Source organism: Maribacter spongiicola, from assembly GCF_004364165.1.
GTDB classification, from domain to species: domain Bacteria; phylum Bacteroidota; class Bacteroidia; order Flavobacteriales; family Flavobacteriaceae; genus Maribacter; species Maribacter spongiicola.
The window spans coordinates 1,570,325-1,597,167 of record NZ_SOAY01000010.1 but is presented as its reverse complement, the minus strand read 5'-3'; the positions used below and the strand labels follow the sequence as shown (position 1 = coordinate 1,597,167).

The 26,843-nt window shown below is 35.7% G+C and carries 14 protein-coding genes; 12 read left to right on the top strand and 2 right to left on the bottom strand.

Annotation, left to right across the window (positions count from 1 at the left end):
• Positions 1-226 precede the first annotated feature (226 nt).
• Positions 227-3,757 carry a sulfatase-like hydrolase/transferase gene (locus tag CLV90_RS07130; RefSeq protein ID WP_133686774.1) on the top strand — a complete coding sequence of 1,177 codons (3,531 nt, stop codon included), beginning with the start codon at positions 227-229 and terminating at the stop codon, positions 3,755-3,757.
• A 295-nt stretch (positions 3,758-4,052) separates the two neighbouring features.
• Positions 4,053-5,534 carry a sulfatase gene (locus CLV90_RS07125; RefSeq protein WP_133686773.1) on the top strand — a complete coding sequence of 494 codons (1,482 nt, stop codon included), beginning with the start codon at positions 4,053-4,055 and terminating at the stop codon, positions 5,532-5,534.
• Between the two features lie 79 nt (positions 5,535-5,613).
• Here the strand turns inward: CLV90_RS07125 and CLV90_RS07120 are convergent, their stop codons facing one another.
• Both CLV90_RS07120 and CLV90_RS07115 read right to left on the bottom strand, forming a co-directional pair.
• On the bottom strand, positions 5,614-6,966 hold the full coding sequence (locus CLV90_RS07120; protein WP_133686772.1) for a Gfo/Idh/MocA family protein: 1,353 nt from the start codon (positions 6,964-6,966) through the stop codon (positions 5,614-5,616).
• Positions 6,959-8,335 (bottom strand): 3-keto-disaccharide hydrolase, encoded by a 1,377-nt coding sequence (locus tag CLV90_RS07115; RefSeq protein WP_133686771.1) that lies wholly within the window; start codon positions 8,333-8,335, stop codon positions 6,959-6,961. The genes CLV90_RS07120 and CLV90_RS07115 overlap by 8 nt, the downstream gene beginning before the upstream one ends.
• 193 nt (positions 8,336-8,528) lie before the next feature.
• Here CLV90_RS07115 and CLV90_RS19375 point away from each other — a divergent pair, with 193 nt between their 5' ends.
• The 10 genes from CLV90_RS19375 to CLV90_RS07060 all read left to right on the top strand — a co-directional run bounded on the left by CLV90_RS19375 (position 8,529) and on the right by CLV90_RS07060 (position 26,840).
• A complete protein-coding gene (locus CLV90_RS19375; RefSeq protein ID WP_208295102.1) occupies positions 8,529-10,541 on the top strand; it encodes a hypothetical protein in 2,013 nt (670 codons plus the stop codon).
• 32 nt (positions 10,542-10,573) lie between these two features.
• Positions 10,574-11,536: a ThuA domain-containing protein gene (locus CLV90_RS07100; protein ID WP_133686770.1), complete on the top strand. Its 963-nt coding sequence runs from the start codon at positions 10,574-10,576 to the stop codon at positions 11,534-11,536.
• A 2-nt stretch (positions 11,537-11,538) separates the two neighbouring features.
• Positions 11,539-12,408 carry a 3-keto-disaccharide hydrolase gene (locus CLV90_RS07095; protein ID WP_133686769.1) on the top strand — a complete coding sequence of 290 codons (870 nt, stop codon included), beginning with the start codon at positions 11,539-11,541 and terminating at the stop codon, positions 12,406-12,408.
• A gap of 24 nt (positions 12,409-12,432) precedes the next feature.
• Positions 12,433-14,925, top strand: coding sequence for a hypothetical protein (locus CLV90_RS07090; protein WP_133686768.1), 2,493 nt, complete (start codon positions 12,433-12,435; stop codon positions 14,923-14,925).
• Positions 14,922-16,493, top strand: a complete 1,572-nt coding sequence (locus tag CLV90_RS07085) for a sulfatase (protein WP_133686767.1) — start codon at positions 14,922-14,924, stop codon at positions 16,491-16,493. The genes CLV90_RS07090 and CLV90_RS07085 overlap by 4 nt, the downstream gene beginning before the upstream one ends.
• 1 nt (position 16,494) lies before the next feature.
• Positions 16,495-18,771, top strand: a complete 2,277-nt coding sequence (locus tag CLV90_RS07080; protein ID WP_133686766.1) for a glycosyl hydrolase — start codon at positions 16,495-16,497, stop codon at positions 18,769-18,771.
• Between the two features lie 7 nt (positions 18,772-18,778).
• A complete protein-coding gene (locus tag CLV90_RS07075; protein WP_133686765.1) occupies positions 18,779-20,272 on the top strand; it encodes a sulfatase family protein in 1,494 nt (497 codons plus the stop codon).
• Positions 20,273-20,295: 23 nt separating this feature from the next.
• A complete protein-coding gene (locus tag CLV90_RS07070; protein WP_133686764.1) occupies positions 20,296-21,747 on the top strand; it encodes a sulfatase in 1,452 nt (483 codons plus the stop codon).
• Between the two features lie 127 nt (positions 21,748-21,874).
• Positions 21,875-25,351 carry a glycosyl hydrolase gene (locus CLV90_RS07065; protein ID WP_133686763.1) on the top strand — a complete coding sequence of 1,159 codons (3,477 nt, stop codon included), beginning with the start codon at positions 21,875-21,877 and terminating at the stop codon, positions 25,349-25,351.
• 28 nt (positions 25,352-25,379) lie between these two features.
• A complete protein-coding gene (locus CLV90_RS07060) occupies positions 25,380-26,840 on the top strand; it encodes a sulfatase family protein (protein ID WP_133686762.1) in 1,461 nt (486 codons plus the stop codon).
• Positions 26,841-26,843 lie beyond the last annotated feature (3 nt).

Sequence of the window (26,843 nt, the reverse complement as noted above, 5' to 3'; positions counted from 1 at the left end):
GCTAAAATTAGTGTTCTCCAAAAGAATAACCATACTGGTGTGTAGGCTATAAAACCAATAACCATAATTCCATTATTTTTAAACAAACACTTAAATTACAATACCCATAATATATTCAGGACAGCACAGGATGGATACTACAACCTTGAAACTTAAGTTTGGTAATGCGGTCCAAGAAAAAGACTGCAATACAAATCAACAAAAACAATAAAACTAAAATCAACGTATGCTTAATATAATAAGACGTTTAGCTGTATTCTTATTTTGTTTAATAGGAAGCTTATCATATGGTCAAAACAAAGCACAAAAAAGCGAGAAGCCAAATATCATATTCATTTTAACAGATGATCAACGATTTGATGCGATAGGTTATGCCGGAAACAAATTTGTAGAAACACCAGAAATGGATGCCTTGGCAAAAGCAGGTACTTATTTTAATAAAGCAATAGTTACCACACCTATTTGTGCAGCTAGTAGGGCCAGTATCATTACCGGGTTACACGAAAGAGCACATAATTTCAACTTTCAAACAGGTAATGTTCGCGAAGAGTACATGGAAAACTCCTACCCTACGCTATTGAAAAATAACGGCTATCACACCGGTTTTTTTGGGAAGTACGGCGTTAGATATGACGATTTAGAGAAGCAATTTGATGAGTTTGAATCGTATGATAGAAATAACCGCTATAAAGACAGAAGAGGATATTATTACAAAACTATAGATAACGACACCGTTCATTTAACCAGATATACGGGGCAACAGGCACTAGATTTCATAGACAATAATGCATCGGGCAATGAACCGTTCTGCTTATCGTTAAGCTTCAGCGCACCTCACGCACACGACCCGGCCGAGGACCAGTACTTTTGGCAGAATAGCACAAACAATTTATTGGCTGATATTACCATACCCGAACCTGCACTATCTGATGATAAATATTTTAATGCACAACCAGAAATAGTAAGACAAGGTTTCAATAGACTTCGCTGGACATGGAGATATGATACGCCAGAAAAATACCAGCATAGCTTAAAAGGGTATTATAGAATGATTTCTGGTATTGACTTAGAGATAAAGGAAATTAGAAAAAAACTGAAAGAAAAGGGTATTGAAGACAACACGGTCATTATAGTTATGGGCGATAATGGCTACTTTTTAGGAGAACGCCAACTTGCAGGTAAATGGCTTATGTATGACAATTCTATTCGTGTACCCCTATTAATTTTTGACCCTAGGGTAAATAAGCATCAAGATGTTGATGATATGGTTTTAAACATAGATGTAACTTCTACAATTGCAGATTTAGCAGGTGCAAAAATACCTAGCACTTGGCAAGGAAAAAGCTTGATGCCAATTGTAAATCAAGAAAAAAAATCTATAGAAAGAGATACCATTTTAATAGAACATATTTGGGATTTTGAGAGTATTGCCCCAAGTGAAGGTGTACGAACTGAAGAATGGAAATATTTTAGATATGTAAACGATAAAACCATAGAAGAGCTATACAATCTTAAAAAAGACCCTCAAGAAATCAACAACTTAATCGGCAAGAAAAAATATGCCGAAACAGCTAATAAATTACGGGCTAAACTAGATGAACTTATAAAAAAGAACAGTAACGAATATAGAGCTGCCCCTACAGATTTAACGGTTGAATTGATTAGGGCACCAGAAACAGAGGTTGAAATTTTTGACCTACAACCAGAATTTGGTTGGACGGTACCTTCGGCATCAAAATTTCAATCAGCATATCAAATTTTAGTAGCTACGGATAAATTAACTATCGATGCCAATAATGGCAATGTTTGGGATAGCCAACGAGTAGCTTCTAATCTATCTACTAATGTAGAATATAGTGGTAAGCCCTTAGAAATAGGAAAAACATATTATTGGAAAGTAAGAATTTGGGATGAAGATAATCGATTGGTAGATTATTCTGAAATGCAAAAATTTACCACAGGGCAAAGTGATAGTTATATTATATCTACCGAAAACAAATTTGTGACAACAAAGGTAGATCCGGTAGTATTCGAAAAAAGAGGTGATTCTTACTTTGTGGATTTTGGTAAAGCAGCCTTTGCAACTATCGATTTTAACTACAATGCGAAGGAACCACACACCTTGACATTTAGAATTGGTGAAATGGTAGATGAAGAAGGCAATGTCAATAGAACCCCTCCAGCGAAAAGTAATATTCGCTATCAAGAGATTCAAGTTGATGTAAAACCAGGACAAAAAAAATATCAGATCGAAGTACAAAAAAATGAAAGAAATACTAGACCTAACCAAGCTGTAGCATTACCTAAAGGGTTCCCCCCACTTCTTCCATTTAGATATGCCGAGGTAGAAGGAACTCAAGAAACAGTTTCTAAAGAAGACTTTCAGCAATTAGCATTTCATACTTATTGGGATGAAGAAGCAAGTAGTTTTGAGAGTGATGACGACATACTTAATCAAGTTTGGGATTTATGTAAGTATTCTATAAAAGCAACCACATTTAACGGACTTTATGTGGATGGAGATAGAGAAAGAATACCTTATGAAGCAGATGCTTACCTGAATCAGCTAAGTCATTATACCACTGATCGTGAATTCGCTATGGCAAGACGTACTATAGAGTATTTCATGAAAAACCCAACATGGCCAACAGAATGGCAACAACATGTAGCTCTTTTAATTCATGCGGATTATATGTATACCGGCAACACTGAGTTAATTGAGAGATATTATGATGCACTTAAGCATAAATCATTATTTGAACTTTCTAATGAAGACGGTCTAATAACTTCAACGAAAGTTGATAAAGAATTCATGCGAAAATTGGGATTTCCTGACGGATATAAAAAACCCTTAACGGATATTGTTGATTGGCCTCCAGCGAATTTCAATGGTAGTAAAACGGCTGGTGAACTTGACGGTTTTGAATTTATGCCATACAGTACCGTAATTAATTCATTCTTTTTTGAGAATATGAAGATTATGGCCGAGTTCGCCAAAATATTAGGAAAAACTCAAGAAGTTCTAGACTTTGAACTGAGAGCTGCAAAAGCCAAGAAAGCAGTCAACGAACAAATGTTCGATAAAGAAAGAGGTATTTATATAGATGGTATTGGTTCAGATCATGCATCACTACATGCCAACATGATGCCATTGGCATTTGGTTTGGTGCCAGAAGAGCACTACCAAACTGTTGTTGATTATGTTAAGTCTAGAGGTTTAGCCTGTAGCGTTTATGGATCACAATTTTTAATGGATGGTCTCTATAATGCCGGTGAACAAGATTATGCCTTAGACTTACTAACAGACACTAGTGATAGAAGTTGGTACAACATGATTAAAATTGGCTCTACCATAACTTTAGAAGCTTGGGATAATAAATACAAAAACAATTTGGATTGGAACCATGCTTGGGGTGCAGTGCCTGCCAATGTTATACCTAGAGGGTTATGGGGAATAAAACCCAAAACACCTGGTTTTGGCATTGTCACTATTAAACCTCAAATGAGCACATTGAAATCAAGCTCCATTGAAGTACCAACTGTACGTGGTACCATAAAGGGTACATACACACACAACGGGCCTAGGTTACAAACTTATGAAATAGAAATACCGGCAAATATGGTAGCCGAATTTAGCTTGAATAACTTAGATGGAAAAGATTTTATTCATAATGGCGAAAAGGTGCCATCTGCATTTGAAAGTATTCGACTTTCACCTGGTAAGCACACCATTCAATTAAAAATTAATTCTTTTTAAACACAATACATGAACTATAATTGACATTAAAAATTACATTTTTTAAATTTTTAATAATGAGGTTTTTTAAGTTTAAAAAACCTCATTATTAGCTTGTTTACTAAAGTTTAATTTATGAGTTCATTTCACTCCGCATTTAAGGTCAAAGACATTTAATCAACAAGAGAGTTCTATGTTAATCTTCTTAGCTCAAAAGAAGGTAGATCTACTGAAACGTGAATTAATTTTAATTTTTTTTGACAATCAATTGTCTGCCCTCGTGGTAATCTCAAGTTAATGCAAAAAACTAGATTATATGAATTTACGAAACAACCCGTCATCTTTACATGCAAAAATCGGGTATGTACTACTTTGCTTTTTGCTCGGTTATTCCTGTAAACCGGTACAAAAACAAGAAACAGAAACAAAGGTTAAACAAAAACCCAATATCCTTTTTATTGCAGTAGATGATTTACGACCAGAGCTGAATTTTTATGGTGCAGCACATATCAGTTCCCCAAATCTGGATGCATTGGCCGCGGAGAGTTTGGTCTTTGACAGAGCTTATTGCAGCGTTCCTACCTGCGGTGCCTCTAGGGCTAGTATACTAACAGGAACACGCCCAACACGTTATAGATTTTTGACCCACGACGTAAAAGTGGACGAAGAAATTCCCGAAGCGGTTACCCTACCGGAACTGTTTAAGGCCAATGGATATACTACCATTTCCAACGGAAAAGTGCTGCATCATAAAAACGATAGAAAAAAAGCTTGGGACGAAATATGGCGACCTGAAAATACAACTACTAAGTATTTAACCAAGGAGAATAAAAGCTTAATCGCAGTACCCAATCAAAGAGGAAACCCTTTTGAAAGTTCTACAGCGAATGAAAGTGAATATCTAGACGGTCAGATTGCTACTAAGGGTATCGCCGACCTTAAAAAACTTAAAGCATCTGGTAAACCCTTTTTCTTGGCTATGGGTTTTATGAAACCCCACCTACCCTTTAATGCACCACAGAAATATTGGGATACCTATCCTATCGAAAACATTCACCTACCCGAAAGCTATCAACAACCAAAAACGACACCCTCCAAAGCATTTCATGGTTTTGGAGAACTTCGTAGTTATCACGGAGTGCCAAAGAAAGGTCCGGTAACCGATGCCATGGCAAAAAAGCTTATTCAAGGCTATTATGCCTGTGTGAGTTTTGTTGACGCACAGATTGGTAGGGTATTGCAAGAGCTTGAAACTAGCGGTTTAGCAAAGAATACCATTGTTGTGTTATGGGGCGACCATGGGTGGAATTTAGGCGAACACCAACTATGGTGCAAGCATTGTACGTTTGAGACCTCTTTACATAGTCCGTTGGTGATAAAAGTACCTGGTAAAACCAAAGGAAACCATATTGCCAATATTACAGAGTTTATTGATGTCTACCCAAGTTTGGCAGAACTAGCTGGTTTAGAAGTTCCAGAAAACCAATTGGAAGGAGAAAGTTTTGTGTCGCTCATTAACAATACACCCGAAAAACGGCAAAAGAATTACGCGATATCTAAATATAAAGATGCGGTTACTTTAATACAAGGGAACTATTTCTATACCGAATGGACTGACCACAAAGGAACCGCCTATTCAAGAATGCTATTTGACCACAGTACCGACCCCATGGAACTGGATAATTTAGCTGAGAGAGCAACCCACCAAGATATCGTAAAAGAAATGGCAAAAGTACTTCGTGAAAAATGGGGTGCTAGTTTTCTTGTGAACACTATTGTAACTACTGATGCAGAGTAGCTAAACAACAAATTAATAAATAAGGAATTAATCGAATAAAAAATCCCCGAGTTAAAAACTCGGGGATTTTTGTATTCCGTTACATCATAAACTTAGATTTCCAAGATTCTTCGTAAGGCTTGCCCCAAAGTTTCATTGCTTCTCTATTAAACATAGTACCATTTGTACTATCGATATCAAAACCTTCGTCGATACGCGATGCCACATTTGCATAATGAACCATAGCCATTGATATGTTTGCATCATCAATAGGTGCTTGTAAAGATTCATTTCCTCTAACAGCTTCAAAGAAGTTCATAACATGAATGGTAGACATATCGCCACCTCCACCAAGAGCAACACCACCTTCTTGACCACCGCTTGAAACTTCTTCTATGAGCTTTCCTTTTCTATCGAACAATTTATAATGACCGCGGTTTACAAAAACGGTACCTTCGGTTCCGTAGATGATAACACCACGACCGCTACCGTAAGTATTATATGCGTTTCTACTTTTTCCGTCCCATTCGATCTGCTTATTCTCTTCAAATGTAAATTTAGCCATCATAGTATCATACATTTCCCATCCATCATCTATAAAGTGCTTTTTGGAAGCATCTACTTCTACTCTTTGTGGTAAATCAACATTTAAGGCCCAACGTGCCACATCCAATTCATGGGTTGCGTTATTTCCCATTTCTGCTGTACCATAGTTCCACCCATACCAATGCCAATTATAATTCCAAGTTTCCGAGGTATATTCCCTATGAACTGCTGGTCCCTGCCAATTGTTCCAATTTAAACCGTTGGGAACGGGTGCCTGTTTCTGGTGTGGCACCTTGCCCCTACCATTATTATAAAATGCTAAAGCCTTATAAGCCTGCCCTATTGCACCATCATGTATTTTTTGAATTACTTGTTGCGTGTGTGCAGAAGAACGTTGCTGATTACCCATTTGCACTATTTTTCCATATTTTTTTGTAGCTTCCACTAAAAGTTCATTTTCTTCCATAGTGCAACTGCTAGGCTTTTCAACATACACATGTTTACCAGTTTTCATAGCCATAATTGCCCCAGGCGTATGCCAATGGTCTGGCATAGCATTTATAAGAACATCAACCTTGTCATCATCTAAAACCTTAAAAATATCTTGTTCAAGTTTTGGAGCATAATCAATATGCTTTTCAAAATTAGAGGCAGCTTTTGTCATTTGCGATTGCATAGCATCACATAAGTATACCAACTTAACATTACTCTTTTTATGAGCGATCGGTGCGTAAAACGCGCCTAATCTGCGACCTAAGCCTGCAACGGCAACATGAAGACGGTCATTGGCACCAACAATGCTATTATAACTTTTAGCACTCATACTCATTGAAGATGCACTTGCCAAGCCCAAACCTGCTAATGTAGATTTTTTAACAAAACTTCTTCTACTATTATTCTTACTCATAAGTTTTAATTTTAACATTTTTAAATGAAACCAAATCACCATGGTCTTGTAAAAGAATATTCCCTTTTTCTAGAAGTCCAAAATTCGGCCAATCTTTATACTTACTTTCACTGACTAATTTTAAGAAATCTTCGCTACCGCGATCATATTCCAGTACTTTAACACCATTAAGCCAATGTTCTACTTTATTATTTTTTGAAACGATATGTGCAGTATTCCATTCTTCAATCGGGTTCATATGTTTTGTTGTATCTGCTTTAATCAAATCATACAACGATGCTACAGTTCTGCTACCCTCATGACTACCTAACTTCGCATCTGGATGTACGTCATCATCTAAAATTTGAAATTCAAGACCAATTGAAGATCCCTCTCCTTTGTTTAACTCTGTATCCACGTAGTATTTAATACCGCTATTGGCACCTTTGGTAATTTTGAAATCAGTTTTCATCTCAAAATTAGCATACATATTCTCGGTTACGATATCACCACCGGCAGTAGATTCACCACCGCCAGAAGCAAGTACACTAAGTTCACCGTTTTTAATTTCCCAACCTTTTTCAGGAAAAGAATCTGACTTGGCACCTCTCCAGCCATTGGTTGTTTTACCGTCCCAAAGCATTTGCCACCCATCTTTTTGCTCTTGAAAAGTTAGGTTGTTTTTAGTGACAATAGGTTCTAATGGCGATTTTTTGCTATAGGCATTCAAATTCTCGGTTATAAGTTCAATATTTCTCCATTTAATCTCTACTCCCGGTTTCCCTTTGGCACCAATACTATGTACTTGAAGTGCAATAAAACCTTCTTTAGTCATGTCATCTATTAAATAAGCTGCGGGCACATCATTTATCCATGTTCTTATCGTATCACCTATTGCTTCGATTCTGAAATGATTCCAATCGTTTGGCCTGTAAGCTGTTTGTGCAGGTTTGTTATCTTCTAACGGATTTAACCATTTTCTTCTTTTTTCATCATAAATACCACCGCTCCAAGCCCTTTTTGAAGGATCTATCTCTACTTGATACCCATGAACTATACCATCTCTGTACCATGGTAAGCTGTTACTTCTAATTTGAACACCAGAATTAGAAACCGAGTCCGTTTTAAAATCAAGTTCAAGTATAAAGTCGGTAAATGTTGCGTCTGTAGCTAAAAAGGTGTTTGGTGTATTCGAAACGGTAGTACCGATTATTTCACTATTTTTTACATCATAAGTAGCCTCACCACCAATAACATGCCAACCTTTTAGATCTTGACCGTTGAAAATTGGTGTTAAATGATTTTTATTTTCAGCTGTACAACTAGATAATACAGCATAAATTAGGGCATAGGAAATACCAATAAAATTCTTTTTTAGTCTAATGTTCATTTCAGATATTATTTATTAAAAGTTTAAAGTTAGCTCAAATTCTCTCTAAACTATCCTGTGCTTACATGCCCAACACTTTATTGAAATAATAGATAATTCGTAAAATAACTTCAATAAAATTATAAGCCTTACACTACAGGATACCTTAAAGATGTCAAAATCTTAAATTGCTTTTAATTCTAAGTATACATAAATGAAGATATTTCGAAAAAATGTTTTAATGTTATTTATAGTTTTCTGTATTAGTAAGACTGTAAAAGCACAAATAATTCAAGAAACACAGCCCATAATACATGAAAATAACATTTTTGAAGAACATGAAGGTATCGTTGCGGTTGAGGCCGAATATTTTTATAGCCAAACTAAAACCGACCTTCGTAATTGGCACAGAATTACTAAAAATGAAATTGCTCGAAGTGACATCAGAAAAATAGAAAACCATAGTATTGGTGCAAGTAACAATAGCTACATAGAAGTTCTACCAGATACTAGAATCACACATTCAGACGAACTTATAGAGGGAGAAAATTTTTCGAACAAACCGGGCGAACTTGCCATATTAAAGTATAAAATAAAAATAAACGAGCCAGGTCGCTATTATGTTTGGGTTAGAGCATACAGCACGGGTAGCGAAGATAATGGTATACATATAGGCTTAAATGGAGAATGGCCAGAACATGGTCAGCGCATGCAATGGTGCGATGGTAAAAACGAATGGTCATGGGCAAGTAAACAACGAACAAAAGAAGAACATTGTGGTGTACCTCATGAAATTTATCTAGATATACCTAATAGCGGTATTCATGATATTCAATTTAGCATGCGTGAAGATGGTTTTGAATTTGATAAATTCATACTTACAAAAGATAAAGATTTCCAACCAGAAAACAAAGATCAACCTGTTGTAATTACCTGGCCAGAACCTTCATATTATCAGCTAATTTCATTATCAGATATAGAAAACAAGACGTTGCCAGTAGCAGATTTTCCGATAGAGAAAACAGGTTACTATAAAGATGCTGGCGGGCGATGGTTAGCTATAAATCCGAATAAAAACAAAGCAGCAAGTACTACTACAACCTTCAATTTCAATGATGGTTCTTACGATATTGTATTTGTAGGTGTCGGTGAAAACGATGGCCAATCTAAATTTACGCTATTAATAAACGATAAAGAATTAGGATCCTTCTCCCCTTCTTTAACTAATAAAATGTTTGATGAAGGAAGTGATTTTAATGGACTGTGGAAAAATATTTCTTTACAAAAAGGGGATGAAATTACCGTTACATCAGCTATAGGAAGTAGCGATGGTAAAGAATGGGCCAGAGCTAGATGGTCTGGTATTATTTTCGCCCCAGTCGGTAAAGGTGAAAAAGTAAAAAAGGCAGATGGTACCATCAAAAATTCTACAGTAGATAGAATTCCAAAAGTTCAACCACCAATGGGGCGTATTGCAATTGTAGCAGATGGTAACTCACCCGATCCAGATGATTTAGGTGGTACAGCTGTTTCTTTAGCACTTTTAAAGGCAACCGGATTTGAAAATAGACTTGTTCATTATTCTCATAGTTGCGATTTAGTACGTGTTGATCGCATTTCAGAACGAGCAGAAAAAGAAAGACATGCCATGATGCAAACTGTTTGTGATGTAACGGCAAGAAGATGGGGAAGTTTTGATAATATCAAATTTTTCGATGCCAAATGGCAACAAGAGCAAACTGTCTATGATTTAAGAGAAGCTATAAACGCATCATCTCAAAATGATCCGTTATGGATTGTTGAGGCTGGTGAACCCGATATTATAGGATACGCTTTACAGGCATCAAAAAAATCTAAACATAAATATGTAAAAGTAGTTACGCACCACCCGGCAAATGATGACGCAGGCGATTTCTTTAGCTGGCAAGACATATTAGATTTTGGTATTGAAGAAATTAGAATACCTGACCAAAATACCCACCTAAAAGTCGCTTTATCTGAGTGGGATTGGGCCAAAAACCATGAAGACCCAAGAATACAATGGGTTTGGCTTCAAGGTAAAATAGCTGAAGTCGATGATGTCGTCAAATTTCAAAAAGGAAAATGGGATTGTTCAGACGCAGGTATGGTACTATATTGGCTAACCGGCGCGACTAATGGGGGTTTAGAATTAGGCAATGTAAACGATGTTAAAAGTTTACTGCTGAATTTTATCGAAAAGAAATAAAAAACAAGATCACCGAATTTAATTTCAGAAATATGAAAAATATCATCATTGCCCTACTTTTAATATGGAGTGTAAATTGTAGCGCTCAAGAAAAAATCAAAGTACTTATAGTCGATGGTCAGAACAATCATCAAATATGGCCCAAATCGACCATTATGATGAAACAGTATTTAGAAGAAACTGGCTTGTTCAAAGTCGAAATATCACGCACTCAATTTATATGGAAAGCAGAACGTGAGCAAGACTATTTAAAAATTGCCACAAGTCAAAAATCACAATCAGTTGAACAACCTATAACCGACCCAAATTTCTCGCCTGATTTTGATACATATGATGTAGTTATTTCAAATTTTGGATGGAAGGCTGCACCGTGGCCAAAGAAAACCCAAAAATCATTTGAACGATATGTAAAAAAAGGTGGTGGCTTTGTAAGCATTCATGCTGCAGACAATTCTTTTCCACAATGGGATGCATATAATGAAATGATCGGACTAGGCGGTTGGGGTGATAGATCTGAAAAAGATGGTCCATATGTGTACTATGACAATGCAGATAAAATGGTTGTTGATACATCAAAAGGCGCAGCAGGCTTTCATGGCGATAGACATCGGTTTCCTATTACGATAAGAAACACAGAACACCCAATCACCAAAGGAATGCCTAAAATATGGCTCACTGGTATTGACGAATGTTATGCCAAAATGCGTGGCCCTGCAAAAAACATGACCATACTGGCTACTGGCAAAGACCAAAGTGATAAGGCGCCAACTGACCGCAATGAACCCATGCTAATGGTAATAAATTATGGTAAGGGCAGAGTATTTCACAATACACTTGGTCATGATTTAGATTCATTTGAGAACGTAGGATTTATTGTTTCAGTTTTACGCGGAACGGAATGGGCAGCGACAGGAAAAGTGACCCAAAAAATTCCTGATGATTTTCCAACCGAAACAGAACCTTATAGCCGCACTTTTCAATTAAAAATAAAATAGCGATGTCAAGAATAAAATTATTAATAAAAACTTTTTTAATTCTAAATTTTCTAGGTTTAGGTTCGCAAGCCCTTTCTGCGCAAATTACGAAAACAGAATCTAAAGACTGGGTACCATTATTAGACACTGAATTAACGCAGTGGGAAGTTTGGACCGGCGTACCAGAGACATCAGTAAAAAACCTTCCTCCTAGCTATAAAAAAGATGAGAATGGGGTTAACAAAGACCCTATAGGTTTGGGAGATCCTATGGATATTTTTAAAGTGGTCAGAAATAAAGACGGAGATCTTGTTTTACATATTTCTGGAGAGGTATATGCTGGTCTTACTTCATTGAAAACATATTCCAACTATCATTTAACACTACTCTTTAAATGGGGCGAAAAAAAATATGAACCACGATTGGCGCGAAAACGAGATAATGGAATATTATATCATTGCTATGGAGAACATGGTGCTTTTTGGAATGTTTGGAAATCTAGTTTGGAATATCAAATTCAGGAGGGTGATTTTGGAGACCTATATACTTTAGCTGGTACTAAAGCGAACATCACTATTGATGACGACGGAAAATGGAGTTCTAATTCCGAAAAACTTAACAAAACTATACATACCATTAGAAAAGAAGATGCTGAAAGTCCTAATGGAGAATGGAGCCGTTTAGACCTATATGTGTTAGAAGATAGTGCAGTTCATGTAACCAATGGCAAAGTTGTAATGGCATTAACAGATGCCAAAACTAAAAATGGTAAAAAACTTGACTCAGGTCAATTACAGCTGCAATCAGAGAGTGCAGAATGTTATATGAAAGACATCAACATACGTCCGATTTCAAAATTTCCAAAATCAATTAAAAAAGCGGCAGAACTTTAGAAATCATACATCCAACATAACTGAATGAAAAAATTACTTAAGCAAAATTCCAAAAAATACGTACCCCTTTTACTATTGATGCTTTATTTATGTGTTTCTAACGCACAATCTTTAGATCACCCCGTCATTATGACGACCAAAGGTGAAAAAGAAAAAATACTACAAAATATTGAAAAATATGAATGGGCTAAGAGCTTGGTTGAGCAATTACATAAACAAGTTGATAGTACTGTAACAGTACACAGCAAAAATCCTGAGAATATATTAAGTAAAATTCCGGCATTTGCAACAAGTGATCACCAAAATAAAGAAAGACAGGCTGGACCAATTGCCGCTGCGCACAGTAAAATATTAAAATTAGCCGCAAATTCAGGTATGCTATTTTACCTAACAGAAGATGAAAAATATGCGCAATTTTCTGCGGATATCGTTAATGTTTACTTTGACCATATTTCACCACTAACACCTGAAACTACGACCATTTGTGGTTATGCTTTTTTTGACCCTAGAACAACGTATGACCAACTTGCCATCGCCTATGATTTTATTTATGGGTATCTAAAAAAACCGGGGACTACGGTCTACGATAATTTACAAAGCACTAAGGTCGCTTTTGATAACAATAAAGCACAAAAAGCCATGAAGAATATTGTGGGCAATGTGTTACAAGAATATGGCAAACCAGATTCATATGGCAAACGAATATCTAACCACCCTATACTGACAGCACCTGGTGCATTATTTGGTATTCTATGTATAGAAGATGATACCGAACGTGAACATCTATTCAATATATTTTGGGAAACTGGTACGGCTCATCAAAACTCATTCACTAAAACCATATTACCCATGTTCTCTGGTCAAGGAATATGGCCAGAATCTTTAAGCTACAGTTTCATGCCCATAATCACTATGGTATTAAATATTGTAGATAGGGTAAAACCAGAAATGAACGTAACAGAAAATAATCAACATATTTTTGAAGGAAATTTTCTTTTCGATTATTTAAGGAATCCTGATCGAACTTTTGTGCGGTACGGCGATTCTAAACGATACAATGACTTTACTGCACCGCTATATCGATATACCTTAAGTATTGCAGATCGCCGAGGGTATACTTCTTTAAAACAAAAAGCAGAAGTTGCGCTACAACAGTCGTATAAAACACAAGGCGGATACCACCCTAATATTGGCCAAGACAATATTTTCAACAATTACAATGCGTTACAATTGTTCTGGGGAATACCATTATCAGATACTATAGATGAAAATATAGACCTCAACAAACCGACCGTTATAGTTGACCATGCAGGTATAGCGTTACAACGAAACTTTGTTAAAACAGATAACGAATTATATGGGCTATGTGGCATAATTGGTGGTGCACACTATGTTCACTCTCACCTTACAGGTATTGGTATGGAGTTATATGGAGCAGGTTATATTATGGGGCCAAATGCCGGACTACCACCAACAGTCTCGGAGCGTCAAATACCATTACACGAACATTATTTTAGACTTTATGCAGGTAACAACACGGTAATAGTAAACGGTACATCGCATGGTCTAGATGAGGGTTCATGGAAAAGAAAAGCAAACGTTTGGCAGAACACCACAATAAATATTGCGGCAGAACCAAAACATTTAGAAGACCCTATTTCAAAAGAATTTAGTTTCGCAACCCAGTTTTTAAATGATACCGTTAATGATGCACAACAAGAGCGGACCTTAAGTACTATTCGCACAAGTGCTACCACTGGTTATTATTTTGATATGTTCCGATCAAAAGCAAATAATACCAACAATTTTCATGATTATATCTATCATAATATTGGCGACCGAACATTACTGACTAACGATAAAAATAAGGAGCTAAACCTAAAACCAACCGAACGTTACCAAAATGATATTGGCGATGTGGTAAAGTCGCCCGGATGGCGTTATTTTGAAAATACCAAGACTACTAAAAAAACAAAAAAAGGGGTAAAAGTTAGGTTCGACATTGAATACGACGATAGATATATGCATGTATTGATACCTAAGGGTAATAAACGTGAATATACAAAAGCTTTGACTCCGCCAACCAGAGAAGCGAAACACGATTATATAGATAAAAAAACACAGGTACTTGCCATTAGACAAGAAGGTGAGGCTTGGATGAATCCCTTTATAGTTGTATTTGAACCTTCCTTGAAAAAAAATTCCAGTATTAGTAGCATAGAACCCCTCGAAGGAAAATATAAAACCGTTGGCGCGATTATTACCTCAAAAGTGGATAACGCCCTGATAACCGATTACATTATCAACCAAGATACTGATGATGCCTTTTATGAGAATAAAAAGCTCGGACTCAGTTTTCAGGGTCGTTTCGCAATAGTTCGCACAACTATAGAAAATGAAAAAACAGACATTACCCTTTACATTGGTAATGGTAAGAAGCTAGTATTTGGCACTAAAGAATTAATAACTACCAATAAAGCCAGCGCCATATTAAATTATAATTCTCAACAATTATGAGGTCGAGCTATATAAAATTAATACTACTTGCTACCATAATGTTTACGGCTTGTAATAAAGTACCTAAAAACAAAAATGTTCTCTTCATTCTTGTAGATGATTTTGGATATAATGATATGAGTTTTAGAAACAATACGTTCTATGAAACTCCGAATATTGACCAATTAGCTAGCGAAAGTACAATCTTTAATGAGGGTTATGCCAACTCAAGGGTCTGCAGCCCCTCAAGGGCCAGTATTATGACAGGCAAATTTACGGCTAGGCACGGTATAACAGATTGGATAGGTGCTCCTGTTAAAGAAGAGTGGCGAAAAAAAGGAAGATTCAGTAAATTATTACCACCCGAATATATTGAGAATTTACCTGCAGAAAATATCACTTTAGCAGAGGCTTTAAAACAAAATGGGTATAACACGTTCTTTGCCGGCAAATGGCATTTGGGAGAAGAAGGTTCTTGGCCAGAAGACCATGGTTTTGATATTAATATTGCTGGTATTGGGGCGGGGAGTCCTAAGGGCGGCTATTTTTCTCCATTTAACAATCCTAAATTAAAAGATAACGTAAAGGGTGAAAACCTTAGTATGCGATTAGCCGATGAAACTGCAAAATTTATAAAGAACAATAAAGAGAAACCTTTTTTTGCTTTCCTATCTTTTTATGCGGTACACGGACCAATAGAGACGACACAAGAAAAATGGAATAAATACAGACAAAAAGCTGAGAATAATGGTATTGAAAGCAGTGGTTATACCATGGGGCACTTTTTACCGATACGTCAAGTACAAGACAATCCTATTTATGGTGGATTAGTTGAAAATATGGACGATGCCGTTGGTCATATTTTAAGCTCGTTAAAAGAAATGGGGCTAGATAAAAATACTTTGGTAGTTTTTACATCAGATAATGGTGGCGTTGCATCGGGAGATAATTATTCAACTTCAAACTTACCCTTACGTGGCGGTAAAGGATATCAGTTTGAAGGTGGTATCAAAGAGCCCTATTTTATAAAAGCTCCTTGGATCAAAAATACTATCAAAGAAACCAACACCCCTGTAACTGCAGCCGACCTCTATCCTACTATTTTAGATTTAGTCGATGCTAATTTACTACCTGAACAGCATGTTGATGGTTTAAGTTTGAAATCAATATTAAAAGGTGCAAACTTGCCAGAGAGACCTTTAATTTGGCACTATCCACATTTCGGTAATCAAGGTGGTGAACCTTCATCTATGATAAGAAAAGGAAAATGGAAATTGATTCACTATTACGAAGACGAAAGAAATGAGCTTTATAACTTAGAACAGGATGAAGCTGAAAGAAATGATATTTCTTTAGAACATAATTCCTTAACTAAATCTATGTTGAGTGAGCTATTAAATTATTTAGATGGTGTTGGCGCTAAATATCCAGTAAAAGACCCCAACTACGATAAAAATTTAGAACAAAATTATCTCAACAGAATCAGTACCGAAAAATTAAGGAATTTAGAAATTGAAAGGTTAAACATATTAGACCCAGATTTTAAACCTAATGCTGATTGGTGGGGAAGTAAATTAACAAAAGAGTAATATGTATTTAAGATTTAAAAATTATAAAATTTCGACTTTACTAATCATTGCATTACTGATCACCGGTATTTCATGTAAAAAAGAGAAGGAAAAACTGTCAGAAAAATTAGTACAAAATTTTAAGAACCCGCCAAACGAATTCAAGCCAATGCCTTTTTGGCACATAAACGGTGAACTAACTACAACCGGTATAAAAGAACAAATGACCGATGCTAAAGAGCTAGCAGGTTTCAGCGGCATTAGCGTACTACCATTGGCACCAAAAGACAATGGTAGACCTGGAACGACACCAACATTTCTTTCGAAAAAATACCTAGAACGGTATCAAGACGTCTTAAATACAGCTGAAGACTTAGATATGCAGGTAATTCTATATGACGACAATGATTTTCCAAGCGGAATGGCAGGTGGAAAAATAGGTGAACTTTTTCCTCAACATACCATGAAACGTTTAGATAAGGTGGAGAAACTGATCGACGGACCTGCAAGTTTAAAACAAAACATACCAAAGGGCAAATTGGTATCGGTTGTTGCGATGAACCAAGAAACATTGCAACGGATAGAACTCAGCAATTATATAGAAAATGGAACACTACAATGGCAGGTACCTCAGGGATCTTGGAAAATAATGCTTTTTGTTATGGTCAAGGATAGTTACCATAAGGCTTTTCCTGTGGTAGATTATATGGACACTACTGCTGTAAGGGAAATGATTCGTTTAACCTATGATGTTTACAAAGAAAATTTTGAATCATACTTTGGCAATACTATTAAGATGACATTTTTTGACGATGTTGGATTTTTTAAACATCCAAGAACATGGACCAGTCTGTTCAATGAAAAATTCATGGAACTTAACGGTTTTGACCCAAGACCATGGTACCCGGCTTTGTGGTATGATATCGGTCCTGAAACAGAAGCAGTACGACATGCATTTTTTAATACTCGTGCAGAACTTCTTGCAGAAGGTTTTCCGAAATTAGTTGGGGAATGGACCAAAGAAAACGGACTTAAAGATACAGGTCATCCGCCAGGTAATTATGATCCTACACCTATAGATATGAACGGAGATATATTTAAATTTTTTCGTCACACTTCTATTCCTTTAACCGATGCCATCATAGAATATCAGTTTGGTCAAAACGGGCATAAGCTCATCAGTTCAGCTGCCGATTATTATGACAAGCCAATTGTATCTACTGAAATTTACGGTGCCTACAAAGAACAAACTTTCGATTCGTTAATGCTTTACCGTTCTGCAATGGATCTTTTTTCTCGCGGTGTAAACTTTGTTGTTCCGCATGGCATGTGGTACAACCCAGATCAAGTATACATTTCACCTTTAGTCTCTTCTGATAGTGAAAAATTGGCTACTGCCCTTCCTAGTTATTCCAACTTTGTTGGTAGATCGTGTATGTTATTGCAAGGAGGTAAACGAGTAGCCAATATTGCAGTGTTGTATCCGTTCGAAGAATTGGCTGGCTGGTATCATTTTGAGGCACCAGACAATCCTCGACAAGGTTTTTATGTATCACCAGAAACCAACTACCAAGAAATTAGCGGTCTATTGACCAACGATATTCGGCGGGACTTTACATTTATACATCCAGAATATTTCTTAGATAACAAATATGAAATAGAGCAAGGTTCGGTCATATTGAATAATGTTACGAACAAACAAAAATACGATGCACTTATAATTACCGGCTGTAAAATTATTTCATTAAAAACATTACAAAAGGTAAAGAACTATTTTGACAAAGGTGGTTTAGTAATTTCTACCGGGCAGTTACCATTTAAATCATCTGAGATGGGGCAAGATGACAAAGTCAAGTCCTTAATACTCGAAATTTTCAAGGTAAACCCTGAAGCTATAGAAATTTCTGAATTACAAATTAATAGTAATTCGGCTGGCGGAAAAGCTATTCATATTTCGAAACCAAATGAAAACACGTTATCTGAAGCACTAAAAGCAAGTATGGTAACAGATGTTGCATTCAACCCAAATCCAAAACTGTCTACAGACATGGGTAAGTTTAACTATGTACATAAAGTAAAAGAAGGTAAAGATTTCTATTTCTTTTCTAATTCTAGCGACGAGACCATTACTACTGAGGTAACGCTACAAGGTAAACATTACCTATTCAATGCAGACCCGCATAATGGACATATTGAAAAAATAAAAAACCTTACTCATTCAAAATTCAACAATCAAGAGTTTACAAAAGCTACACTAACGTTAAAGCCAGTTAGCTCAACATTTTGGATATCAAATTAATAGAAATATGAAAACAATAAATCAAGCCCTTATTCTAACCTTCTTTTTTGCAGCTTTTTTAAGTTGTAAAAAAGAAGTAAAAACAGAAGCTATTAAACAGCCTAAAAAACCAAACATAGTCTACATTTTAACCGACCAATGGCGAGGCGATGCGTTGGGTTACGCTGGTGACCCGAACGTAAAAACACCAAATCTCGATGCCTTCTCAAAAGAATCTATAAACTTTACCAATGCCGTATCCGTAACCCCTGTTTGTACTCCTCATCGTGCAGCACTTTTGACAGGTAAATTTCCTACTTCAACAGGTATGATTGTCAATGATATTTATTTGCCATCTGAAGAACTCACAATGGCAGAAATATTTAAAGCAGAAGGCTATAATACTGCTTATTGGGGTAAGTGGCATTTAGACGGTCATGGGCGCTCAACGTTCATTCCCAAAGAAAGACGTCAAGGATTCGATTATTGGAAAGCGCTAGAATGTTCACATAATTATAATAAAATGCCCTATTATGATAATGACAATCCCCAATTAAAACATTGGGAGCAATATTCACCCTTTGCCATAGTAGAAGATGCCAACACTTACTTAAAAGAGCATGCAAAAGATGAAAAACCATTTTTAGCTATGGTATCTATTGCTACACCACATTTTCCTCATGATTCAGCACCTCAGAAATATAAAGACCTATATCAACCAGAATCATTAAAACTTAACCCAAATGTTACTAAATCATCTATAGAAAATAGAATTCGAAAAGAATTACAGGGTTATTATGCCCATGCTACCGCCACCGATGAAGCCATTGGCCAATTACTACAGCAGATAGAAGATTTAGGCCTTTCTGATAATACGATTATAGTTTTTTCCGCAGACCACGGTGAAATGATGGGAGCCCATGGGGTAAGACCTTTTGCAAAACAAATGGCTTGGGACGAGTCTTTACGAGTACCATTTTTAATAAAATATCCTGGTATAAAAGAAAACAAAGGTGCTGTAGTAAATGCACCTATTAATACTCCTGACATATTACCTTCATTGTTAGGCCTATCTAAAATAAAAATAAATGATGAAATAGAAGGTGAAGATTTATCACAGTTAATACTAAACCCCAACCCAAATACAGACCGGGCCGCTTTGGTTATGAATGTTGCTCCTTTTGCAGGTAATAAAAATGATACGCCATTTAGAGCTATAAGAACAAAACGTTACACTTATGCCGTAAGTATTGATGGGCCAAATATGTTCTATGATAATGTAGCAGACCCTTACCAACAAAATAATTTACTTGACAAACCTGAATTTAAAACTATACAGACAGAATTAGATAATACCTTAAAGGAAAAGCTAACTAAAATTGGTGATAAAATACGGCCTAGAGAATATTATTTAAATAAGTATAATTATTCTTTTGATGAGAAAAGAAAAGCAATTCCATATTGGGAATTTGATGAAGGTACCGGTGAGGTCCAATCACCTAAACCAATACAACTAGATTAATGATAAGATGTACCAAGTACTAAATGAAAAAATTTATAATACTATTCATTACTACTTTTTATTTCGTAGGTAGTAATGCACAGGAAAAACAGCCAAATGTTCTAATATTCTATATAGACGACCTAAGAGCCGAACTAGGTTGCTATGGTAGTAAAACTGCCATTACCCCGCACATTGACAAACTGGCAAATGATGGTATATTATTCAATAAAGCTTATGTACAGCAAGCTATTTGCGCCCCCTCAAGAATGAGTATGTTAACGGGTCTGCGACCAGAGACATTAGGCATACATAGCATATTTACTCCATTGAGAAAAGTTCATAAAGAAATTGTTTCAATTCCTCAATTGTTTAATAAGAATGGTTATAAAACTGTAAGTATCGGTAAAGTATACCACCATGCCAGTGACGACAAAAATGAATGGTCAACTTATTTTGAAAAAGAACAAAACATTTATTATAAACCAGAAAATATTGAAATATTAAGGCATTTAAAAGAAGAAGGCAAACCTTTAAAGGGACCTGCTTTTGAAAATGCAGATGTAGCTGACGACGCCTATAAAGACGGCCGTGTCGCTAAATATGCCATAGAAACACTACGCAAGCTAAAAGATGATAAATTTATAATGTTCGTAGGTTTGAGCAAACCACATTTACCATTTAATGCCCCTAAAAAATATTGGGACCTATACGATAAAAATAATTTTGAAATTCCTTCCAGAAAAAAACCAGAAGATGCGTACAGACTGGCATTAAGTCCTTGGGGAGAATTAAAAGCTTATTCAAATATTCCCGGCAAAGGAAATTTAGACGATGATTTAACACGGAACTTAATTCACGGATATCATGCTTCCGTAAGTTATATAGATGCCCAGATCGGTAAAATAATGAAAACGTTGAACAATCTAGATCTTAGAAAAAATACCATGATTATTTTCATGAGTGATCATGGTTATAAAATTGGCGAGTACGCTTCTTGGTGCAAACAATCTAATATGGAAATAGATGTAAGAATACCAATGATCATCAGTAGAGAAACTGATCATAAAAATAGGAATACGGGTAAAATATCAAATGCCTTAATTGAAAGTGTAGATATATATTCCACATTGGTTGAAGTTTGCAATTTAAAAGGTGCCCCTAAGACAGATGGTAAAAGCATACTACCCATAATGGAAAATCCTTCTAAAAAGTGGGAAAAAGCAGCATATAGTGTGTATGCAAGAGGTAAAAAGATTATGGGTGTTACAACTACCGATGGTGATTGGCGCTATACGGAATGGAGGAACTCTCAAACCCATGAAATTTTGGGAGCAGAATTATACCAACATAAAAATAATCTCCTGTCGTATAAAAACCTATCAGGAAATTCAGACTTTACATCAGTAGAACAAAGAATGAAAAAGTTACTAGAGAAAGAATTTCCAAGAGATATCAACCCATTCTTGCAAAATGATATTCCACGAAATAATTAGGAGGTGCCAAATTTATTCTTCGTCAATTAAACGGTATATCCTAAAAAAGTTAAAACATCAATTAAGCATGACATTACAGGATGATATAGATAAGTACTTCAGGTAGATTTATATCAAATATGTAAACATGAAAAAATTGATCTTAATTCTTGCGGCAATTTGCCTTAACAATTTATTTGCGCAAGAATTTAAGTCTTTGGAACAAGGTTTCTACACCCCACCTAATGAAGCAAAAGCAAGAACTTGGTGGCACTGGATCAGTGGCAACGTTTCTAAATCTGGCATTACAAAAGATTTAGAGGCCATGAAAGCAGTTGGCATTCAAGAAGCACAATTATTCAATTTACATTTGGGTTTTCCAAAGGGTCCAGTAAAATATTTAAGCAAAGAGTGGCTAGACTTATTTAAATTTTCGGCGGAAGAAGCAAAACGTTTAGGTTTAGAATTGGCATTTCACAATAGTCCGGGCTGGTCATCTTCTGGCGGTCCTTGGGTGACAGAAGAAAATTCAATGCAAACGGTAGTTTTTACTGAACTTGAAGTTGAAGGCGGAAGTTTCATAAACGAGCAACTACCAAAACCTAAGACCAAATTTGAGTATTATCAAGACATTGCTATATTGGCATTTCCAAAGCCAAAGGAATTTAAGAAAATAGGTGGATTAGATTATAAAATACTATCTGAGCGTGTTCGTAATCATTTGTTACCTGATACTACATCTATTTCTAACGCGTCTATTATTTCAAAAGAGAGTGTTTTAGATGTCACCTCTAAAGTGTCCAAAGATGGACTTTTAGAATGGAACGCACCACAAGGCGAATGGATTATTTTAAGATTCGGGCATACACCTATAGGTACAACTAATCGTCCTGCACCACCAGAAGCTAAAGGCTTAGAAGTGGATAAAATGAGTAAAAGCGCAGTAGATGCGTATTGGAAAGGTGGCGTGCAACCAATAATTGATAAACTAGGCAATTTAATAGGAACTACTGTTAATAATTGCCTAATTGATAGTTACGAAGTAGAAACCACTAATTGGACAAGTGGTTTTGAAACACAATTTAAAAACTTACGAGGTTATAATTTAATCTCTTACCTGCCAACATTAGCAGGCTATTATGTAGAAAGCGGCGAAGTTTCAGAACGTTTTCTTTGGGACTTTAGAAGAACCATAGGCGATCTAATCGCCGAAAACTACTATGCCCATTTTGCAGATCTATGTCATAAAAACGGTATGAAATTTTCTGTAGAACCCTATTGGGGCCCTTTTGACAATATGCAAGTGGGCGCGACAGGCGATATTGTAATGTGCGAATTCTGGAGCGGTGGTTATCCATTTTTTGATTCTGCCAAGTTTGTGTCATCTATAGCACATTTAAACGGCAGCTCTATTGTAGGTGCAGAGTCCTTTACGGGTATCGGTGGTTGGGACAAACACCCAGCTGACTTAAAATCTATTGGAGATCGCGCTTGGGCAGAGGGTATCACACGCTTTATTTTCCATACCTATGTACACCAACCTTGGGATTTTGCACCAGGATTAGCATTAAGTTATCATGGTTTTGACTTTAACAGATTAAATACATGGTGGTCGCAAAGTAAAGCCTACATGGATTATTTGGCACGTTCTCAATACTTGTTACAGCAAGGTAATAATGTTGCAGATGTATTGGTATTTACAGGAGAATCTTCTCCGAATATCGGATTTATAAAACCCCAGATCAAAGAAATGGGTTTCGATTATGATTTAATTGGAGCCAATAAGTTAAAAGACCTATCTGTAAAAGACGGGATCATCTATTCATCTGTTGGTAATACTTATACGGTGTTAGTATTACCAGAATCTGATTTTATCAAACCTGAGACCTTAGTAAAAGTAATAGAATTGGTAAATGGTGGCGCTATAGTTATTGGTAAAAAACCAATGCGATCGCCAAGTTTAACCAATTATCCCGATTGTGATGATGATATCAAAAAACAAGTTGAAAAATTATGGAGTTCAGGTTTGGTAAAAGATATTGCTATAGAAACTGTTTTAAACAAAAATACACCAGATTTTAAGGTTATAATGGGAGATGAATCTGACTTGGGTTTCATCCACAGAAAAACAGAAGAAGCAGATATTTACTTTGTAGCAAATGCCAGAAAAGAAGCACGAGATATTACGACCAGTTTTAGAGTTACAGGAAAACAACCCGAACTTTGGAATTCAGAAAAAGGAACTATAGAAGATATCGTTGTTTTTAAAGAAAATGAAGATGGCACTACAACTATTCCATTACAATTAGGTTCAGAAGAAGCAGTATTTATCGTCTTTAAAAAATCGATAATTAACAACCATTTAGTAGCAACTAAAATGGATTTAGATAAACCCAAAGCACAACCACTACCCAATCTTAAAATTATAAAAGCAGAATACGGTACATTTCTACAAGAAGGGTTAATTGACATTACCGATAAAGTCAATGATGCTATAAAAAACGGAACATTAGATTTTACTATGTCACGTGCTTTTTGCGATTGCGACCCAGCGATGGGCTACAAAAAAGAGTTTCGAATGGAATATCAACTTGGTGACACTAAAAAGCAATTGTATGCAGAAGAACGAGAACATATTAAAATTAATGCAGGCAATCAAAAACTAAAGGTACTCAAAGCCGTATTCGGTAAATTTAAAGGTGAAACCACAGGTATTCCGCAACATTATAAAAGGTATGATGTTACTCAAGAGATTCAAAAACAAGTACTATCAGGCAATTATAACATATCTGTCACCAATAAATTAATTGAAAATAAAATTCCTAAAGGTAAAAAAACAACCCTAAAGATCACCTTTATTACAGAAGGTGAAGAACGTACACTTTTTATACCTGAAGGTCAAACAGTAAACCTGTCAAAAGAAATAATTAAACCAAAATTTATTTATAAAGATAAGGTTACCACTTTGGTAACACCGTATACCGGTAAGGTTACTTACACAACAACAATTGGCAAAACCAAAACGATTAATGTCAAATCTATTCTTGATCCCATTGATTTATCGAATTCGTGGCATGTAGAATTTCCGTTGTTATCTGGTTCCAGTATACAAGATAAATATAACCAGTTAACTTCTTGGTCAAATAATAAAAATGATAAAATAAGATACTTTTCAGGAACGGCATCTTACAAGAGGGAGTTTAAATTAACTGCCCAACATATTGAATCTGATAAAAGCTTAGAACTCGACTTAGGAAGTGTAGCAGTCATAGCTGAAGTATTTGTAAATCGTAAAAAAGTAAATACTTTATGGAAAGCTCCTTATAGAACAGTTATTGACGGTTTTGTAAAAAAAGGAAAAAACACAATTGAAGTGAAAGTGACCAATCTCTGGTCAAATAGATTGATTGGTGATGAGTTATTACCATTGGATATTGAACGAAATGGCAAACAATTAAAGAATGTACCCAGTTGGTTGAAAAATAAAACCGAACGTACATCTGGGAGAAACACATTTCCTTCATGGAATCATTATGACAAAGATTCTAATTTACTCACTTCTGGTCTATTGGGTCCTGTTCAAATTAATGTGTTTTCAGTAAACAAATTATTAAATACTGATTAAAAAATTTGTAAATAATAAGCGTCGTAAAATGAAAAAATCAAAAGTCATAACAATTCTTTTAGCATTCGTAATTATCACCTCATGTAGGGAGTATAAAATAGATAAAGTAACATTAGATAACCCAGCTCAGCCCAATATCATTTTCTATTTGGCAGATGACCAAGATGTATATGATTATGGTTGTTATGGCAATGAAAAAGTACATACAACTGCCGTAGACCGTTTAGCTCAAGAAGGTTTATTGTTCACAAATGCGTTTACCGGTCAAGCAATTTGTGCACCAAGTAGATCTCAACTCTTTACAGGAAAATATCCATTAAAGAATGGCTGTTTTGCCAATCATACTGCTACGAGACCAACCATGGAAAGTGTTACGGACCACATGAAAAAATTGGGGTATGAAGTAGTATTGGCCGGAAAAAGTCATGTAAAACCCTCTAATGTTTATCAATGGGATAGCGAATGGCAACCAGTACCTAAAGAAAACGTACCAAGAGATTACATTCCGTTAGATAGCATAGAAAATTATTTAAAAAATAAGACTAAACCATTTTGTATGTTCATAACCTCAAAATATCCGCACGGAAAATATTTTGAAGTTGATAACCCTAAAGCAGAGGATATTAAATTTTATCCATTTAATGAGGATAAAAAGACAGACCCAGAATATGTAAAGTCTAAAGCAGGTTACTATAGAAGTATAAAAGAAGATAATACGCAACTAGAACGTGTTTTAAATTTAGTTGACACGTATTTAAGTAACAATACACTTTTTATTTATAGTGCAGATCATGGTGTTTCTGGCAAATTCACTGTTAAGGATATTGGTCTTAAAGTACCCTTAGTAATGCGTTGGCCAAAAGTAATAAAGGCTGGCACAGTCTCTGACCAACTTGTTCATTACACAGATATACTCCCCACCTTTTTGGATATTGCAGGCGGAAAAGCTATGCCAGATATGGACGGCAAAAGTTTTCTGCCAATCCTTCAGGGTAAGGATGTTGAAATAAACGAATATGTATACGGTGTTAGAACCAACCAAAATATACTGAATTCAGAAATTTTCCCCTCAAGAATGATTCGTAATAAGAAATACAAATACATTAGAAACTTTAATTCTCTAGAAGTAGTAGAGAATAATCTCACGGGAAAAACATATGTAGATTACTTTATTAAAAGAGGGGCAAATAAATTTAAAAATGAACCATTTGAAGAGTTATATGATATTCAGAACGACCCATTTGAACAGCACAACTTGGCAAATGATGAAGAATTAAAATCAGTAAAAGACACCCTTTCAAAAAAAATGTTCATTTGGATGAATTCTCAAGGCGATATTCTTAATAAAATCGCAGGTAATATGCCCATTATAACTCCTAGTGGAAATAAAGGATTTAAGTTGGATCAAGATACGCCAACACGACAAATTGCCGATTCACTAAAAAACACATTGCAAAAAGAAGACTATACAATAATTGAACATTGGTAAACA